The organism is Cryobacterium sp. Hz9 (genome assembly GCF_004402825.1).
Lineage (GTDB): Bacteria > Actinomycetota > Actinomycetes > Actinomycetales > Microbacteriaceae > Cryobacterium > Cryobacterium gelidum.
The window spans coordinates 254,781-273,145 of record NZ_SOFC01000023.1; the positions used below are offsets into that span (position 1 = coordinate 254,781).

At 66.7% G+C, this 18,365-nt stretch carries 9 protein-coding genes and 1 pseudogene; 4 read left to right on the plus strand and 6 right to left on the minus strand.

The features are described 5' to 3' along the window. Positions 1–32: 32 nt before the first annotated feature. Both E3N85_RS13675 and E3N85_RS13680 read right to left on the minus strand, forming a co-directional pair. Positions 33–2,957: a UPF0182 family protein gene (locus tag E3N85_RS13675; RefSeq protein WP_241978509.1), complete on the minus strand. Its 2,925-nt coding sequence runs from the start codon at positions 2,955–2,957 to the stop codon at positions 33–35. A 90-nt stretch (positions 2,958–3,047) separates the two neighbouring features. Then, entirely contained in the window at positions 3,048–4,151 is a 1,104-nt protein-coding gene (locus E3N85_RS13680; RefSeq protein WP_134464056.1) for a PDZ domain-containing protein, read from the minus strand. A 225-nt stretch (positions 4,152–4,376) separates the two neighbouring features. On the opposite strand from E3N85_RS13680, the gene E3N85_RS13685 reads away from it, so the two are divergent. The 3 genes from E3N85_RS13685 to E3N85_RS13695 all read left to right on the plus strand — a co-directional run bounded on the left by E3N85_RS13685 (position 4,377) and on the right by E3N85_RS13695 (position 7,833). After that, entirely contained in the window at positions 4,377–5,678 is a 1,302-nt protein-coding gene (locus E3N85_RS13685) for a zinc-dependent metalloprotease (protein ID WP_134464538.1), read from the plus strand. Between the two features lie 151 nt (positions 5,679–5,829). Then, positions 5,830–6,840, plus strand: a complete 1,011-nt coding sequence (gene adhP / locus E3N85_RS13690; RefSeq protein WP_134464540.1) for an alcohol dehydrogenase AdhP — start codon at positions 5,830–5,832, stop codon at positions 6,838–6,840. 147 nt (positions 6,841–6,987) lie between these two features. Further along, the gene (locus tag E3N85_RS13695; RefSeq protein ID WP_134464058.1) at positions 6,988–7,833 is read left to right on the plus strand and encodes a hypothetical protein; all 846 of its coding nucleotides are present in this window, start codon (positions 6,988–6,990) and stop codon (positions 7,831–7,833) included. Here E3N85_RS13695 and E3N85_RS13700 read toward each other — a convergent pair. Together E3N85_RS13700 and nudC are read right to left on the minus strand one after the other, a co-directional pair. Further along, positions 7,724–9,433, minus strand: a complete 1,710-nt coding sequence (locus E3N85_RS13700; RefSeq protein WP_134464542.1) for an ATP-dependent helicase — start codon at positions 9,431–9,433, stop codon at positions 7,724–7,726. The two genes, E3N85_RS13695 and E3N85_RS13700, sit on opposite strands and share 110 nt — an antisense overlap. A 2-nt stretch (positions 9,434–9,435) precedes the next feature. After that, entirely contained in the window at positions 9,436–10,440 is a 1,005-nt protein-coding gene (gene nudC, locus E3N85_RS13705; RefSeq protein WP_134464060.1) for an NAD(+) diphosphatase, read from the minus strand. Positions 10,441–10,525: 85 nt separating this feature from the next. Between nudC and E3N85_RS17040 the strand changes: the two genes are divergently transcribed. Beyond that, positions 10,526–11,713: a phosphotransferase gene (locus tag E3N85_RS17040; protein WP_304991229.1), complete on the plus strand. Its 1,188-nt coding sequence runs from the start codon at positions 10,526–10,528 to the stop codon at positions 11,711–11,713. On the opposite strand, the pseudogene E3N85_RS13715 reads toward E3N85_RS17040, so the two are convergent. After that, positions 11,686–14,940 (minus strand): annotated as a pseudogene (locus tag E3N85_RS13715) (UvrD-helicase domain-containing protein); the annotation flags it as partial. The gene E3N85_RS17040 and the pseudogene E3N85_RS13715 sit on opposite strands and share 28 nt — an antisense overlap. Then, positions 14,937–18,308, minus strand: a complete 3,372-nt coding sequence (locus E3N85_RS13720; protein ID WP_134464064.1) for an ATP-dependent DNA helicase — start codon at positions 18,306–18,308, stop codon at positions 14,937–14,939. The pseudogene E3N85_RS13715 and the gene E3N85_RS13720, both read right to left, overlap by 4 nt. Positions 18,309–18,365 lie beyond the last annotated feature (57 nt).

Below are 18,365 nucleotides of genomic sequence, written 5' to 3' on the forward strand. Positions count from 1 at the left end.
CGGTGAGGGCTTGCGGCAGGTCGTGCGGTGGGCTATTCGCCGAGCAGGGTGAGCATGCTCGCGATCGTCTCGGAGAGCTTGGCGTCTGCGGTTCCGTAGGCGGCGAAGTTGCCGGCGGCGAGTGCGGTCGCCTTGTCGGCCACCGCCGTCTTGGCGACGGCGAGAAGCGACTTCAGTTGGGCATTCGTTGCCGCGTCACCCGTCGACCCGGTCGGCACGTCCGCGCCACCGGCAGCACCACCAGTCGTGCCGCCCGTTGTTCCGCCCGTAGCAGCCGGGTCCGGCACGGCCGTGTCACCGGCTGTCGCACCCGAATCGCCACCAAACAGCACATCGAGGGCGCCGTTGAGGGTGTCTTCGAACGCGATCTGATCGCCGAAGGCCACGAGCACCTTCTGTAGCAGCGGGTAACTGGTCTCACCGGTTGACTTCACATAAACCGGCTGCACGTAGAGCAGACCGCCACCGACCGGGAGGGTCAGCAGGTTTCCGTTCAGCACGGTTGAGGATCCCTGCCGCAGCAGGTTGAGCTCGGTCGAGACCGTCGGGTCGGCGTTGAAGACGTTTTGCACCTGGCCGGGGCCGGGCACAGTGCCGTCCTTGGGCAGGTTGAGCAGCCTCAGCTGGCCGTATCCGTCGGCGCGCACGCCGTCGGCGGAACCGGCATCGGCATCTACAGCTAGGTAGCCATAGAGCACGTTACGACTGGATGCACCGGTCGCTTCCGGCTGGAAGGTCGAGTACAACGAGAATGACGGCTTGTCCGCCCCTGGTACCTGCATGGTGAGGTAGTAGGGCGGCTGCAGGGTGGGGTTGCTCGGAGGAGAGTCCGGGTCGTTCGGTGAGATCCAAGCGTCGTCCTTGGAGTAGAACGAGCCGGGGTCGGTGACGTGGTACTGGCCGAGGATAGCCCGCTGAACCTTGAACAGGTCGGCCGGGTAACGCACGTGGCTCATCAGGTCGCCGCTCATCTCGCTCATGGGTTTGAGCGTCGAGGGAAAGATCTTCTGCCAGGTCTGCAGCAGCGGCTCCTTGTCGTCCCAGGCGTAAAGGGTGACCTCGCCGCTGTAGGCGTCGACGGTGGCTTTGACCGAGTTGCGCATGTAATTGATGCTGTCGAGGGCGTACGGCTGCGGTGGTGTCTGCGTGTCGGCGATAGCATCACTCAGGCTCACGGGCGTCGAGTAGGGGTAGTTCGCCGAGGTCGTATAGCCGTCGATGATCCACTTGACCCGACCATCAACGACCGAGGGGTAGGCGTCGGAATCGAGCGTCAGGTACGGTGCAACCTTCTGCACGCGAGTGACCGGGTCACGATCGTAGAGAATCTCCGACTTGTCGTTGACCGATGCGGCCAGGAAGATTTGTTCAGACTGGAACTTAAGCGCGTAGATGAGCTTCTTGAACGCGTTGTCGAGTTTCGGTCCGCCGTCTCCGGAAAACGTCGTGTAGGTCTGGCCAGCGCCCTCTGCGCCCGACGGATAGTCGAGTTCGATCGGGTTCGCGCCCTTTTCGGCTCCGACGATGGAGTACTCGGGGGAGGTTTCGCCGAAGTAGATGCGCGGTTCGAAGTCGCCGAGGGCTCCGCTGGTAGGAATGCCGGATTCGAGGAAGACCGGCTGGCCGTCGACCGAGCGCTGGTTGCCGTAGGCGGCCACGACACCATAGCCGTGGGTGTAGACCGTCTTCGAGTTGACCCAGGTGTTACCGGTGTTCAAACCGTCGATGTTGAGGTCTCGCACGGCAACGACGGTATCTTGCGACACTCCGTCGATCATGTATCGATCGACGTTCAGGTTGTCGGGGAACTGGTAGTACTGACGGAACTGCTCGAGCTGGCGGAACGAGTCGCTGACTAGGGCCGGGTCGAGAATACGAATATTCGCCGTCGTCGCGGCGTCGGCGCGCAGGGCGCCGGGTTCGGCGGTGGTTTTCGCGTTGTACGGAATCTCCTCGATGTTGGCGACGTCATAGGCATCGCGGGTGAGGTCGATATTGCGCGCGATATACGGTTCCTCAAGCGATTTCGCACTCGGCTCCACCTGGAAACGCTCGACGACCCAGGGGTAGAGCGAGCCGATCAGCAGGCTCGACACGATCAGCAGCGCGGTACCGATGACCGGTAGACGCCAGCGGCCGATGATGGCCGTGAGAATGAAGAGTAGGGCGACCACTGCGGCGATGCCGGCGAGGATGGCGCGGCCGGGGATGGTGGCGTTGACGTCGGTGTAGCCGGCGCCGGTGATGAGCGTGCCTTGGTTGGTCAGGGTGGAGTACTGGTCGAACCAGATACTCACGGCCTGGAGCAGCAGATACAGGGCCGCCGTGATGGCGATCTGTACGCGGGCGGCCTTGGAGATGAGCACCTCACGGCCGGACACCCGGATGGACCCGTACAGGTAGCTGGTAGCGACCACGACCAAGGCCGAGATGAGCACGACGGCGGAGGCGAAGGCAAGTACGGCCTGGTAGAACGGCAGATCCATCAGGTAGAAGGAAATGTCGAAGTTGAACTGCGGGTCAACGCGCCCAGTCTCGGTGCGGTTGAGCCACATGAGCACGGTCTGCCAGCGGGTGGCGGCGGCCACACCAGCGAACATGCCCAGAAGGGCGGGGATACCGAACATCGCGAGGCGGCGCAACGGCTCGATGACCTGCTGGTAACGATCGAGCTGCGAATTGAGCTTCGCATAAACCGGGCGCAGGCGGTAAGCCAGCTGAATGCTCACCCAGACCGGTACGGCCATGGCGACGAATCCGATCAGGAACAGCACCGTGCCGGCGACCCACTGCGTGGTGAGTACATTGAGATACCCGAGTTGGTCGAACCACAGCACATCGGTATACAGGCCCGCAAAGATGAAGAACAGGATCACCAACCCCGCGATAATCGCTGCGGTGATTGCTAGCGGGGCTCGGCTGCGCCGTGGGGCGTTGTCGGCTGCTGATGAACTCACGAATTGGCCTCTTGCTCTAAGTGATCAGGGTCAGCCTCCATCTTACTTACGCGCCCCTGAAAGAGTCACCACTGCGAGTGGTTCGCGGCCCTACTCGGCCGGACAGCTCGGGAGTTTGCTCGTGTCGGCACCGGTCTTGATCGCGTCGAGCGCCGTGAGTGCTTCGTCGAGGGTGGCCACCGACAATACGGTCAGACCGTCGGGAATATTGCCGGTCACCTCGTTGCAGTTGTCGGCGGGGGCGAGAAACCAGTTGGCGCCGTTTTCGACCGCGCCGTGCAGCTTCTGCCGGATGCCGCCGATCGGGCCGACCGAACCGGACTGGTCGATCGTTCCGGTGCCGGCCACGTTTTCGCCGCCCTGCAGTTTGCCGGGCGTGAGCTTGTCGATGATGCCGAGGGCGAACATCAAGCCGGCACTTGGGCCGCCGACCTTGTCGAGCTGAATCTGCACCTGGAACGGGAAATCGTAGGCGACCGAGACGTTGACCCCGGCCACGATCGTGCCGTCGTTGTCGATCGGCGTGACCGACACGGTTTGGGCGACGCCGCCCCGCACAATGTCCAGGCTCGCCGCAGTGTCCGCCCCGTTGGTCTGCAGGGCGACCCGCAGTTCCTTGACGCTGGACACCTGCGTGCCGTTCACCGCGGAGATTTGATCGTTGGGCTCGATGACTCCCTGGGCCGGGGAACCGTCAGGCAGGCTGGCCACCGAGACGGTCGTGGGGTAGTCGTAGCCGAGATGCGTGAGTGCCGCCGCGATGGCATCCTGTTGGGAATTAATCATGTCGGCGCTGCTGCGCGCATCACGCTGTTCTGTGCTGACATTCGCGGGAAAAACCTGATCGATGGGCAGCACGGCCTCGCTCGGGTCGAGCCAGGCTCCGGCCACGGTGAGCCAGCTCGGGCGATTCTCCCGGTTGCCGAGCAGCGAAACGGTGAGCAGGTCGAGCGTGCCCGCGGTGGGGTAGACCGTTTCGTCGGGGATGGTAATCAGAGCGGTTTCGACATTGTCGTGGGTGGCGGAACCGAGGGTGTTGTAGACCGGGCCGGGCTTCTCGATAACGTAGGGGGCAGGCATGGTGCCGAGGATCACCCCGGCGACCAGGGCGATCAACAGCGCCGTCCAGCCGACGGACGGGCCAGAGCGCCGTGCACGTCGCGGTGCGGGTGGGTCATCGGTGAAGAGAGCCACCGTGCTCCTTCCGTGTTCGTTTGTGCCAGGTTGCGGGCTGTGTTCGCGACGGGCGCACAGAAAGCCCTTCAGCCTAGGATGTTTCCCAGCCCCGAGCGGGCTACTCGCACTAGCGTAGAAGTATGCAACTGAGAGGGGCCTGAAGTGGCCGACGACTCCTTACCCCCGAACGAACAGAACCCGGGCGAGCCCGGCGATAACAACCCCAGTGACGAGTTCCGCGACATGCTGCGTGACATTCTGAGCGGCAAGAGCGGCATCGACCCGAGTCAGCTTGCCGGTGCGGCCGGTCTGCCCAATGACCCGGCGAGTGTAGCCGCGCTCATGCAACAGCTGCAGGGCGCCCTGAACACCCAGGGCACCGGTGTGGATTGGCAGATTGCGCTCACTCAGGGTCAGCAGCGGGCGGCCAACGGCCAGCTCACGGCAACCGATGAGCAGCAGACCCAGTTGCGCCAGGCCTTTCACATCGCGGCCCTCTGGCTCGATGATGTCATCACGGTAGCCGAACTCACCGTTGAACCGCGTCTGATGACCCGTCGAGAGTGGGTCACCGCGACCATGCCGCTCTGGACTCAGCTGGCCGAACCGGTCGCCACGAGCATTTCCGACTCCCTCACTCGGGTGTTTGCCGAACAGGTGCCCGAAGAGATGCAGGGCATGGTCGCCAATGCGAGCCAGCTCGTGCGCAGCATCGGCGGCACCCTGTTTGCCATGCAGCTCGGCCAGGTTGTCGGCCAGCTGGCCAGCGAGGTCGTCAGCGGCGGCGACGTGGGCATTCCGCTGCTTGGCGAGCAGCAGGCCGCCCTACTCCCCCAGAACGTTGACGACTTCGGTGCCGGCCTCGACGTTGCGCCCGATCAGGTGCAGATCTACCTGGCCGTGCGCGAGATCGCCCACGCTCGACTGTTTCGGCACGCCCGCTGGCTGCGTCTGCACCTGACCAGCGCGGTCACCGCCTATGCCCGCGGAATCAGCATCGACTCCAGCCGACTCGAAGACCTGGCCGGAAGCTTCGATCCCTCCAACCCCGAAGACCTGCGCCAGGCCATGGTCGACGGTTCACTCATCCAGCAGAAGTCTGAGTCGCAGATCGCTGCCCTGTCCCGCCTCGAGACGATGCTCGCCCTGGTCGAAGGCTGGGTCGACGTCGTCACCGCTCACGCCACGGTCCGACTGCCCAAAGCAGATGCCATCGCCGAGACGGTCAAACGTCGCCGGGCCTCCGGCGGCCCGGCCGAGTCCGCGTTTGCCACGCTCGTCGGTCTCGAACTGCGCCCGCGCCGGCTGCGAGAGGCCGCCGCGATGTGGCAGGCCGTGACGGATGCCGTGGGCAACGAAGCGCGCGATGCGCTCTGGTCGCACCCCGACCTGCTGCCGCAGGAGAAGGACATCGACGATCCCCAGCAGCTCATCGCCCGCCTCACCAGCGCGGCCCGCGGGGAACCTGAAGCACTCGACGACGTCGACCAGGCGCTCGAAGACCTGTTGCGCGATGACGGCGCCGAGCGCCCGCACGAGGAGTAGATACTTTTCCTACCCCTCGGTGCGGCCGCAACGTTGCCGCAACCTGTGCTGATCTACCGTCGTGTCACGGACAAAATGTCCCAAACGAAGGAGTTTGGCAATGACAATCATCGAGACCGAAACGAGAACATCCGCTGAAGTGCCACCGACCATGCGCGCGGCCGTCGTGCATGAGTTCGGCAAGAACCTTTTAATCGACGAAGTTGCCGTGCCGTCGCCTGGTCCGGGTCAGGCCCTGGTCAAAGTGATCAGCAGCGGTGTCTGTCACACAGACCTGCACGCCATGGAGGGCGACTGGCCGGTGAAGCCTAGCCCGCCGTTCATCCCCGGGCACGAGGGTGTGGGCGAGGTCGTCGCCCTGGGTGCCGGCGTCGACGACCTCGCCATCGGCGATCTCGTTGGTAGCGCCTGGCTCTGGAGCGCCTGCGGCAGCTGCCAGTACTGCCGTACCGGCTGGGAAACCCTGTGCGAGGCGCAGCAGAACGGCGGCTACAGCGTTGACGGTTCGTTCGGGCAGTACATGCTCGTCGACTCCCGCTTCGCCGTGCGCATTCCCCATGGCGCCGACCCGATCGAGATCGCGCCGGTGCTCTGTGCCGGCGTCACCGTCTACAAGGGCCTCAAGATGACCGAGGCGCGTCCGGGCCAGTGGGTTGTCATCTCCGGCATCGGCGGCCTCGGCCACATCGCCGTGCAATATGCCAAGGCGATGGGACTGCGCGTTGCGGCCGTCGACATCGCCGACGACAAGCTTGACCTCGCGCGCAAGCACGGTGCTGAGCTCGTGATCAATGCCCTCGACGGCGACCCGGTCGCCGCCATACAGAAAGCCACCGGCGGTGTGCACGGCGTGCTCGTGACTGCGGTACACCCGGCCGCTTTCGGCCAGGCCATCGGCATGACCCGTCGTGGCGGGACCATCGTCTTCAACGGTCTGCCGCCGGGAGACTTTCCCGCGCCGATCTTCGATATCGTGCTCAAGGGCCTCACCATTCGCGGCTCCATCGTGGGCACCCGTCAGGACATGGAAGAAGCTCTGCAGTTCTACGCTCGCGGCCAGATTCACCCTACGGTCTCCGAACGCCGCATCGACGAGGTGAACGAGATACTCGACGAGATGAAGCACGGCAAGATCGACGGTCGCGTGGTCATCCGCTACTAGTTCGCGCCGCTTTGAAATGGACCGGGTGCGGGCGCGCTCAGATGCGAACCCACTAGTCGGCGTGCGCGCGCCCGCATCTTCATCCCGTCGACACCGTGCCTGTGGAAAACTTTTTCCTGCTCGGGTCAGGTGCGTCATCATGTCGGCATGGCCCTTCGACTGAATCCTCGATACCCGCTGGTGTGGCGCACCCCGGAGTGCGTGCAACTCGGCGTCGACCAGGCCATCGTCACGATCAGCGGGCTGACTCTCGCTCACGAGGCCGTGCTGTCAGCCCTGGTCGTGGGGGTGCACCGATCGGGTGCGATGCTGCTGGGAACGCTCGCCGGGGCATCCGCTGCCGAGGTGACGCACCTGCTCGATTTGCTCGAGCCGGCGCTGCTGTACGTGCCCGACGACGCGCACGCTCCGGTCACCCCGGTGCCCCGCACCGTGCACGTCGACGGCGTCGGACCAACGGCGTCTCGCGTGCGTGCCCTGCTGGCCACCCTCGGAATCCAAGAGGCGGCCCGCGGCGCCGACCCCGAGCTGGCGGTGCTGGTCGGGCACTACGTCTTCTACCCTGAGGGTCATGGGTACTGGCTGCGCCGCGATATTCCTCACCTGCCGGTGGTCTTCAGTGACAGCGCCGCGCGGGTGGGGCCGTTGGTCGAACCGGGCCTCGGGCCCTGCCTGACCTGTCTCGAACTCGCGCACGTCGATGAGGATCCCGCCTGGCCGGCCATGGCCTGTCAGTTGGCCCCGCGGCAGGCCCCGAGCGAGACGCCCAGGCTGAGCTTCGAGGTCGCCGCCCGGGTAGCCGGCCTCGTGCAGGATCGATTGGATTCGGGACGGTCCACGGTGTTCGCCCGATCGCTGCGCATTGACGCCGTCACGGGGACGATTACGCGGTCCGCGCACCGGCTCCACGAGCGGTGCGGCTGCCAAGCTCTTGCAGAAACCGGGATCGTTCCCGAGCTGCCCGAGCCTGCACACCTGAAGATGACCAGCTGAGCGCCAGTCGGCGCCGGGCCCGGGTGATGCCGACGTAGAGCAGCCGGCGTTCCTCGTCGATTTGCTCAAAAGTGCTCGCGTAGCTGATCGGTACGAGGCCCTCGCTGAGGCCGACCACGAACACGGCGTCCCACTCGAGGCCCTTCGCCGAGTGCATGGTGGCCAGCGTCACCGCCGACACCGTCGGTTCGTGCTGGCCGGCCTGGCGTTCCATCAGCTCATCGGTGAACTGGCGAAAGGTTGTGCCGGCGGCGGCCTGGTCGACCAGGCCCATCAGGGCGTTGAGCGATTCCCACCTGGACTGCACTGCACCGCGCGTCTCCGGGGCGGTCTGGCTCCAGCCGAGGGAGCGCAACACGTCGCTGACCGATTTGAACAGCGGTTCCCCGATGATGGAAACGGATGCCGCGCGCAGGCTCATCACCGCCTGCTTCACCTCCGGCAGGTCGAAGAACCGTTTGGCGCCGCGAATCTGGTAGCTCACTCCCACCTCGGTCAGCGCCGTTTCGAGCAGCGCCGCCTGCACGTTGACCCGAAACAAGACGGCGATGTCCTCGGGTTTGGTGCCGGTGTCGATGAGCTGCAGAATCTGCTCGGCGACGCCGCGAGCCTCGGCCATATCCGAGGCGTAGCCGCGCACGCTCGGGTCCGGGCCGGTGTCGGATTGCGCGGCGTGCAGGGTGAGGGCGCCGGAGCGGCCGCGCATGAGCTGGTTGGCGGCCGAGACGATCGGCGCCGTCGACCGGTAGTTCTGCTCGAGACGCACCACCGTGGCATCTTCGTAGTGTTTGGGAAAGTCGAGCAGGTAGTCGCTGCGGGCACCGGCGAAGGAGTAGATGGTCTGGCTGGCGTCGCCGACGACGCAGAGGTCGCGACGGTCGCCGAGCCACAGCGCGAGGAGGTCGTGCTGCAGCGGGGAGACGTCCTGATATTCATCGACGACGAAGAACCGGTACTGCTCCCGAACCTGCAGTGCCACCGACGGTTCGGCCTCGATCATGCCGGCCATGGCCAGCAGCACGTCTTCGAAGTCGATCTGCTTGCGATCGTCCTTGAGCTTCTCGTAGGTCTGTTGCAGGTCGACGACCTGGCCGACGTCGAGCCGGCCGGGCAGGCTGCGGCGGGCGATGCCGGCCGCATACTGCTCGATGCTCAGGCCGCTGGTCTTGCGCCACTCCACCTCGGCCGCGAGGTCACGCAGGGTGGCCGTATCGATTTTGAGGTGCAGGGCCTCGGCGGCGTGCCCGAGAATTCGGCCCTTGCCGTCGAGGATGCGCGGTGCCTGCCCTCCGACGACGTGCGGCCAGAAGTAGTTCAGCTGAGATAGTGCGGCGGCGTGGAAGGTACGGGCGGCCACCCCGCCGGCGCCGAGCTGGCGCAGGCGACCGCGTAGTTCGGCGGCTGAGCGGCTCGTGAAGGTGAGCGCCATGACCCGGTTGGGGGCGTAGGCGCCGGTGAGCACGCCGAGCGCGATGCGGTGCGTGATGGCGCGGGTCTTGCCGGTTCCGGCACCGGCGAGCATGCAGACGGGGCCGATCAGCGCTTCGGCGGCAATGCGCTGTTGCTCGTCGAGGCCCTGCAGCAGCGAGTCGGCGGTCACCGTCACGGGCGGATCAATTCGGGTGAGGCGCGCAAGGGTGCACCAAACCAGCGTTCGATCATGGCGTGCGCGATTGACGACGGGCCGGGTAGCAGCATCCACTCGGCGGCCTCGTGCAGTTCCTGCCGGCTGAACCAGCGCAGCGCCAGAATCTCGGCGCCGTCGGGCAGCAGATCACCGGCCTGCTGGTCGTCGGCGAGTCGAGCGGTGAACCCGCACATGACCGAGGCCGGGAAGGGCCACGGCTGGGAGCCGACATAGGCCGGGTCGGTGACCCGCAATCCGGATTCTTCAAACATTTCGCGGATCACGGCCGATTCCAGGGCCTCGCCGGGTTCGACGAATCCGGCAAGCAAGGAGTAGCGATTGTTTTCCCACATAGCATTGGAGCCGAGCAGGATGCGGTCGTCGGCGTCGGTGATGAGCACGATCACGGCCGGGTCGGTACGTGGGAACACCTGGCTGTTGTCGACGGGGCAGCGGCGCACCCAACCGGCCTCCTCGACCACGGTGGCGGCGCCGCAGCGCGGGCAGTGCCCGTGCGAGGCGTGCCAGTTGAGCACGCCGAGGGCCTCGGTGAACAGGCCGGCGTCACGGTCGCCGAGCGCGGTCGCGACCGTGCGCAGGCCCACCCAGCGGCCCTCGTCGGGTTCAAGAAGAGCGGCGTCGTCATCATCGAGCTGAACCGCCACGATGCGGGTGCCGGCCGGTTCGGGCAGGTCGGTCGGTAGCGACCGGCCGAGGTAGACGCGGAGGCTGGCGTTTCGTCGGCTCGCCGGCACGCTGCTCGACGGCAGCAGGGCCAGGTGCACGGCGGTAGCGCTGGCGCTGGCGGCGGCGGTGGGGCTGTGCGGCGCGAGCAGCATTTTGCCGTGCCAGACGGGCAGAAAGCGGGTGGCGGCATCAGCGCAGAGCTCGTCGAACAGACCGGGAATTGCGCGGCTCAGGTGGTCACGGTCGACCGCGTGACGAGACAGCGGCAACCGCGTCGTGAAAGTGAACGACATGGTTTATCTCCGAGCTCTGCGAGAACGTGTGTGTGGAGGCGTGGCGAACAGCCACGCGACCGGAAGTCGATCTAACCTAGTAGGCATGGCCAGAACTCAACTCACTCTAGCCGCGTTAGCCACCTCCGCAGTTACGGGGCTCGACGTGGCCTACGCCCGAAAGCACAGTGCCGGCGCGCACGGACTGTTCGACTCGGCGCTCGTTATCGACAAAGACGGGCGGGCGCTGATCATTCGCGTTCCCACCAGCCAGTCGGCCGAAACCGAGCAGTCCGCCGACCTCGTGGCGCTGCGCGCGCTCACCACCGGCAATCGAAGCCGGCTACCGTTCGATGTGCCGGAATACGTCGGCCAGACGCCGATTCAGGGCACCCGCGCCGTCGTCTATGAGCTTCTGGCCGGCGACAGCTTCGAGGCGGATGCCCTCACCGGACACGAGGGCGTCTCGGGGTCGATCGGCCGGGCCATCGCCGCGATCCACGCGCTGCCGAGCGCCTTCATCGGCACCGCCGGGCTGCCGCAGCAGAGCGCCCAACAGTGCCGCACGGATGCGATCGACCTGATCGACCGGGCCGCCAACACCGGTTATCTGCCCGCCGCGCTGCTGCGCCGCTGGGAACAGGCCACCGACGACGACGCCCTCTGGCAGTTCGCGCCGGCAGTGGTGCACGGGTCGATGTCGGCCGATTCCATTCTGATCACTGACGATGCCGTATCGGGAATTCTCGGCTGGTCTGGCCTGGCCGTCGGCGATCCGGCGCGGGACTTGCACTGGTTACTCGCTGCGCGCGGCGACGCAGCCGAACTGGCCATCACGGCGTATTCGACCGCACGTCAGGGCAGCGACAGTCACATCACCCAGCGCGCCATGCTCTACGCCGAGCTGGAACTGGCCCGCTGGTTGCTGCACGGCGTCAGCAGCCACGATCAGTCCATCGTCGATGACGCCGTCGCGATGCTCGACGGCCTCGTCGACACGGTGCACAGCCACACCCAGCAGCCGCTCTCCCCCGTAACCGGCCCGATCATGACCGTCGGCGACGTGGAGAACATGCTCGACCATATGCCGCGCGCCGCCCGGGATTACGACCAACACGCAGCGATGCACACCGACAGCTACAACTTCTCCGGGCTCACCGCTGATTCTGACTCCGATTCTGACTCTGACTCTGACTCTGACTCTGACTCTGGCTCTGACTCTGGGGAGTCCAACGACTCGCGCACCGGGGCCATCGCTCCGGACCAGGCGGCGAGCAGGTCTTCCTCTGAGTAGAGGCGATCGGGCGCGATGACGGTATCGTCGGCGACGAAGTAGAACACGGCGTCGACGATGCCCGGATCGATACCCTTCCAGCGGGCGTAGGCGAGCCGGTAGAGCGCGAGCTGGGTTTGCTTGAGTTCCAGGTCGGCGGCGTTCTTGGGTGCCCGCCCGGTTTTCCAGTCGACGACCTGGTACCCGGTCGCGGTTTTGTAGACGGCGTCGAGCTTGCAGACGAAGACCTGGCCTCCGAGTACGTGGTGAATTTCGATCTCGACGTCGACGGGCATCCGTTCGGCCCATTCAGAACGTTCGAAGGTGGCCTGGAGCACCGCGAACTGCTCCTGCTCGGGCACCGCGAGGTCACTCAGGGTATCGGTACCCTCGTCGTCATCGCCGAAGTCCAGTTCATTCAGGCTGGCATCGATGCGGTCGGTGCCGGTGGCACCGCCGGCGCGCCGCTCGACCCAGGAGTGGAACAGCGTGCCGAGCCGGGTGGCTCGATAGGGGCGTTGGGGCATGGGGCGGCGCAGTTCCGCGGCGACACCGGCCGGGTCGTCGACGTAGTCCTTGAACCGGGAAGCCGGGATGCGCGCCGGGACGGGCGCCACCCCGCCGCCAGCCAGCCGCAGAGCCCGTTCCGCAAGCAGCAAAGTGACCGCGGCGGACCAGCGGGTGGGGGCATCCGCTTCACTGTTCCGCACCCGCGTTGCGGCGGCTTCAACCAGTGCCCGGCGGGTGCCGAGGGGGTCGAATGGCCACAGCTCGGTGCCGTCATCGGCGGAGTCGGGTTTGTCGGCCTCGTCGCTCGCGTCGGGGATGGCGGCAATGAGCCCGGCTTCGACAAGTTCCGTGAGATAGCGGCTGGGCTTCCGCACGGTCAGTCCAGGTCCCCAGAACGAGCCGGTCAAAAGCAATTCACGCTTGGCGCGGGTGGTGGCCACGTAAATGAGCCGACGCTCTTCGTCGTCATGCCGCGACGCCAACACTTCTTTGTAGGCCTGGAAGGCCAGATCATAGTCGAATTGGGTGTCGTGCCCGGCTAGCTCGAGCACGGGCAGCTCCGACCGGTCGCCGCGAAAATCATAGGGCAGTTCGCCGAAGCGTAGCCAGCCGCTGGTGTTGCGGGAGGCCGCTGGCAGGCTCTTTTCTTCGAGGTTGGGAATGGCGACGAAGTCCCATTCGAGGCCCTTGGCGCCGTGAATGGTGAGCAATTGCACGGTGCCCTGTTCCGACAGCTCGGCACGCGGGCCGAGGTCGTCTTGCATCTCCGCCCGCTTCAGCCAGCGCAGAAAGCTGGCCAAGGTGCCCTGCTCGTCGCTGTCGAGAAACGCGGTCACCGTGTCGTGGAAGGAATACAGGTTGGCGAGGCCGAGATCGTTGGCCTCGTTCGCGGTCAGTTCGATGTCGAGCCGAAATTCCTGCTCGATCAGGCGTACGAAGTCGAGCAGCGGCAGGCCGGCACGGGATCGCAGCCAGGCCAGTTGCCGGCCGGCCGACTGCACACGGGCGCGCCCGAGCTCGCTGAATCCGGCGAATTGGCCGTGGGAGTCGGGGGCCGTGCCGAGAAAGTCGATCGCGTCGACGAGGGAGCTGCCCTCATCGCCGGCGACCGATGCCCGCAGCTTGCCCCGCAGGTCAGCCGAGATAGCCTTCTGCGCCCAGTCGTGCGCGGCCAGCCAGCGGGCCACGTCGGCGAGCGCCTGCAGATCGCGTGCTCCGACGCGATAGCGGGCGCCGCTGAGCAGGCGCACCAGCTCGCTGCCGGCAGCGGGGTCGTGCACCACGCGCAGCACACTCACCACGTCGGCCACCTCCGGTGTCGACAGCAGCCCGCCGAGGCCGAGCACGTGGGCGCGCACGCCGTGCGCCCTCAGCACCTCGGCGAAGTAATCCATTTCACGACGCGCACGAAACAGCATCGCGCCGGTGTGGTCGCCGACCACACGAGCGGCAAACCAGTCAGCGACCACGCCGGCCTCCTCGGCGATGGTTTGCGCCATGAGCGCGTCGACGCCGCCGGGTCGGGTTCCGGCCGGAACTTTAAGCGTTTCGACCTGGATTCCCCCCGCTTTGGCGCGCAGGGCGTCGCTCAACGGGGCCACCAGGGCGTTAGCGGTGTCGAGCACGAGCGCGGGGTTGCGCCAGGTGAAGGACAGCGACATGGTCGGAGCCGTGGCTGTAGAGCTGAAGTCGCGGGCAAAGCCGAGCAGGTTCGCGGAGCTGGCGCCGCGCCATCCGTAAATGGACTGGTGTGGATCGCCGACCGCCATCACCGGGTGGTCACGGAACAGGGTGTGCAGCAGTTCGGTCTGCAACACCGAGGTGTCCTGGTATTCGTCGAGGAGCACGATCCGGTACTGGTCGCGGTAGCGGTCTGTGACCGCAGCCACTTTCTGGCACACCTGCAGCGCCAGCGCCACCTGGTCGGAGAATTCGATCAGTCCCAGTCGGCGTTTCTCGCTGCTGTAGCGGGCGGCGAGTTCGGCAAGCACCGGCAGCGGTGCGACCGCTGCCACGGAATCGACGACCGAGCCGTACGGGGTTTTCTTACGCGGATTGCCGTAAGGCAGATCAGGCAGGTAGACGAAACTCTCGGCCAGGGCGGTGAGGTCGTGCGGGGCACCCGGAGCGCCGTCGCGCCGGGCCGGCGGGTTCTCGGCGAGGGCACGACTAAGCTGCAGCACGGCGTCGGTGACCTGGTCGATGCTCTTGCCGAATGGCACGAGCCGCCCGTCGCCGTGCTCGACGACGACCCGCCGGGCGAGCAGCCAGGCGCTGGTTTCGCTCAGCAGCACCGACTCCGGTTCACGGCCGAGCAGCAGGGCGTTGTCGGTGAACAGCCGGCTGGCGAAAGAGTTGTAGGTGGAGACGCTCGGGGTGTTGAACAGGTCCGAGGACTCGGCGGACATCTCGTCATCGGGACCGGCCATGACCGGCATGAGGCCGGCCGCATCGAGGTCGGTGATGCGTTTGTTGATGCGTTCGCCCAATTCGCCGGCGGCCTTACGGGTAAAGGTGAGTCCGAGAATCTGGTCGGGGCGGGCGTGGCCGTTGGCGAGCAGCCACAGCACCCGGTTGGCCATGGTCTCGGTCTTGCCGCTGCCGGCACCGGCGACCACCAGGGTGGGCGTGAGCGGCGCCTCGATCACGGCCTGCTGCTCACTCGTGGGCGGAGGCAGCTCGAGCTGGGCGGCAATGTCGAGTGCCGAAACCGTGGTGACTGTCGTTGTGGGACTCATGAGCTGACCTGCTTGATGACGTGGATGCGGCAGGACCCGTGGCTGCGCGGGTCGAGGCAGTGCGAGGTGATCTCGGCGATGAAAGTGGCGCCGCCCATGCCGGCCGCGTCGTCGCCGACCCGGGTGCGGAAAGCGTCGAGCTGCTCCGAGCTGAAGGCGGGCTGGGTGGGATTGCGGTAGTTCTGTTTGACCGTGCCGGAGGAGACGATGACGAGGCGCGCACCGGCCAGGGTCATGTCAGCGGGCACGCCGTCGATAGCGCCGTCCTGGAATGCCAGCTGGTAGGCGCCGAGTTGGGGATGCTCGGCGACGCCGGTATCGCTGGTCGAGTCACCCTTGCCGGTCTTCAGGTCGACGATGACGGCCCGTCCATCGAATTGGCGTTCCACCCGGTCGATGGTACCCGACAGCACGGCGCCACTGACCTCCAGTTGGAAGGTGCCCTCGGCGCTCAATAGCTCACCGCCGCCGTGCTCAAAATCCAGCAGGTAGGAAGCGAGCCTGTCGGTGAGCGCCCGTGCGGCGACCTTCTGCACGCGCGACTGCCAGTCGGCGTCGAAGTCGAGTTCGTTCCAGCGGGCCTCCACCCCCTGCCAGAGGGCTTCGGGCCGGCGGTCGGTGGCGTCCTCCATCACCTTGTGAATGATCGTGCCGAGGTTCGCGGCCGTGTTCGAGTTGCCGCCGCCGACCTGACCGATCAGCCAGTGCAGCGGGCAGGTTTCGAATGCGGCCATGCGCGATGGCGAGACGCGCACCGGCTGATCGTCGGAGTCCGGGTCGTTGAGCGGGCGCACGGTGCTTGGGTCGGTCAGCCCGTACCAGTCGTCGGGCGCGGCGCCTGGCACGCTTTCGCGGGCAAGACGGGCCAGCGTGGCCGCGGCATCCGCTGCTCGGGAGACAGTGTCGAAATCGGTGCGGGCCGGCGAGCGGATGGCGCGGGTCAGGTCGCGGCGCAGCCGCCCGGCCAGGCCGCGCAGCGACAACGGGTAGCGGGCGAGGTCGTCGATGTCATGCTCGGGGCCCGGCTGTGGCAGCAGGCGCAGGAACGCCGACGGTTCGTTTTCTTCATTGTTGACGGCGGTGATGAGCAGCTCGGTCGTGGCGCGGCTGGCGGCCTGAGCGAACATGCGCAGTTCGTCGTGGAGCACCGCGGTGCGTGCATCGGTGCCAGGAGCGTGTTGCCCGGAGGCGACCAGGGCGAGGTCGCCGGCGCCAAGCAGCGATCCGCGAATGCGCAGGTCGGGCCAGACGTTGGCCTGCACACCGGCGAGAACGACGATGTCGAAGTCCCGCCCGATGGTGCCGCTCGGAGTGGACACGGTCACGGCCGCGCCGAGGGCGCGCGGCGCGAGGGTGTCCTCGGGCACATCGGTATCGACGAGGTGCTCGAGGAACAACACCGGCGGAGCCGACGGGGTGCGTTCAACAAAGCGTTGCGCGGCCGAGAACAAAGCGACGACGGCGTCGAGGTTGTGGTTGGCTTCGTCGGCGACAATGCCGGTGCCGGTGGATTGCTCCTTCCACTCCCGGTCGAGACCGCTGCGCTGCCACAGGCCCCAGAGCAGTTCTTCGATGGTCGCGCCGGCCTTGTATTCAATTCGTGCCTGGCGCAGGCTCGCTCCGCAGCCGGCCGCGCGGCGAGCCGTGCGATTGTCGATGGTGGCGAGCAATTCGGGGTCCTGCAGGGCGGCGACGAGCAGTTCGTCGGCGCTGCGCGGGGTGGGGGTTGCGTCGCCCAGCTCCTGATGGCCCAGCTCGTGTTGACGCAGTGCGGCGCGCAGCCGGCGCAGGGTGATCGGATCGAGCCCGCCGAGCGGGCCGCGCAACAGCGCGATTGCCGCCTCGGGGTCGAGCGGTTCGCGCCCGAGGGTCACTTCGAGGGCCAGAATAAATGCCTTCACCGCGTATTCGTCGCGCAGTGCCGTGCTCGCGGTCGAGACCTGGGTCGGCACCTCGAGTGCGGCGAGCCCCTTGGAAATCGACGGCACGAGCGATCCGGTGCGCACGATCACGGCCATGCGCGACCACGGTGTGTCGTTGATCACGTGGCGTTCACGCAGCAGCCGGGCGATCACCGCGAGCTGATCGGCCGGGCTGCTCGCGATGACGGTGTGCACGGACTCGTTGGGCAGCTCACCGGCAACGTCAGCGCCGGCACCAGCGGAATCCGCACCGGTGGAATCAGTTGCGGCGGAATTGGCACCGGTGGAATTGGCCGCGGTGCAATTGGCCGCGGCGCCATCCGCAGCGGCCGGCTCGACGTGCGCCAGGCCGCCGCCCGGCACGGTGAGCGGCACAGTGAGCGGCACGGTGACCGGTGCGCTGGCCGCCGCGCGCTGAGTACCCGCCGCGGCCGCACCGATCCTGCTGGTGATCTGTTGGACAACGTTCCGGATACCCGCCCCGTGTCGATATACGGTCTGCAGCACGATCGGGGCAGCCACCCGGCCGCGGTCGGCGGCCAGATACGCGCCAAGACGGCCGAGGGCATCCGGATGCGCACCGTGGAACGAGCCGGTCGTGATGTCGGGGTCGCCCAGTGCGATGATCGCCACGCCGCGCGCCTGAAACTGGGCGAGCAGGGTGAGCGTGGCCTGCGTGACCTCCTGAGCGTCATCGAGCACGATCAGGCGCACGTCGGCCAGGGACCCAAGCGTTGCCGCTCCGGCCGGTCCGGCCTCCGCTCCGGCCACGATGGCCGCGGCATAGCGAGCCAGCTCGGTGGAGTCGTACTGACCGGGGCGAGCCTGGTCTTTGGCCTCTTCATAGCCGCGAATGAACTCAGCTGCTGCAACCCACTCCGGTCGGCCCAGTCCGAAGCGCTCCAGTTGGCCCGGGGTCACACCGTACTCGACGGCGCGCATCATGAGGTCACGCAGTTCGGTGCGGAAACCGCGCAGGCCACGCACGTCGGGGCCGAGCGTGGCCGGCCAGGCCGGGGTTGGACCGGCTGACATCGACCCGACCTCATCGTCGAGGTGACCCTGCAGCAGCTCGGCGATGATCTGGTCTTGTTCACCGCCGGTGAGCAGCGTTGGTGTCGGCCCGCCAGCCTGGGCGACCGCGGAACGCACAATCTGAAAGGCCACCGAGTTGGTGCTGCGGGCCAGCGGCCCGTTCGTGGGCACGGCGAGGCGCAGCGCGATTCGGTCGCGCAGGGCGGTCGCACCGGTGCGGGTGGGTACGAGCACGAGTACCTCACTCGGCGAATACCCCCGGTTCAAGACCCGGTCGGCGACGAGTTCAACGAGGGCCCAGGTCTTGCCGGAGCCGGGAGCGCCGATCACCGCGGCACTCACCCCGTCTGGAAGGTCGAGAACGGCCTGCTGGGCGGTGTCGAGCCGGTGGTTGATGCGCGGAGTGGTCACAATTCAACGGTAACGGGTTGCGCCGACAGTGAACTCGGTCAGGGCGGCGCTGCGTTC